Below are 540 nucleotides of genomic sequence, written 5' to 3'. Positions count from 1 at the left end.
GGTAAATCTATCTTCTTTATGGTGGCATCTAACCCAGGCCCAGGTCTTGGTATGCTACTGGCCTACGCGAAATTTGGTCAGGGTTTGTCTAAACGCTCTGCGCCAAGTGCCATCATCATTCACTTCTTTGGTGGTATTCATGAGTTGTACTTCCCATACGTACTCATGAAACCAATCATGATTGTGGCAATGATTGCTGGTGCGGCGACAGGCATCGCAACCTTCAACCTATTCGATGCCGGTTTGGTCGCGGGTCCAAGTCCAGGCTCTATCTTCTCTTACCTTGCTCTAACTCCGAAAGGTAGCTTCATTGCGACCATCGCCGGTGTGACAAGTGCAACGATTGTCTCTTTCTTGGTAGCAAGTGCGATTTTGAAAGTGAGCAAATCAGAAGAAAAAGAAAGCGAGTTTGAGAAATCAGTTTCTGACATGAAAGAGATGAAAGCGGAAGGCGCGGTTAAGCCAGTTGCAGCTGCGACGACGCAAGAACCGAGCAAGCCAATTTCATTTGTCGCATTCGCATGTGATGCGGGTATGGGC

The 540-nt window shown here is 48.1% G+C and carries 1 protein-coding gene; it reads left to right on the top strand.

Translation table 11 applies throughout. The annotated features are described in order from the left end of the window. A partial coding sequence (locus R7Z50_RS30535; protein WP_318150155.1) for a PTS transporter subunit EIIC occupies positions 1 to 540 on the top strand: 540 nt, incomplete at both ends.

It is taken from the genome of Vibrio sp. 1249-1 (genome assembly GCF_033340495.1).
The sequence above is the reverse complement of the archived record's forward strand: the minus strand, read 5'-3'. Positions and strand labels throughout refer to the sequence as shown.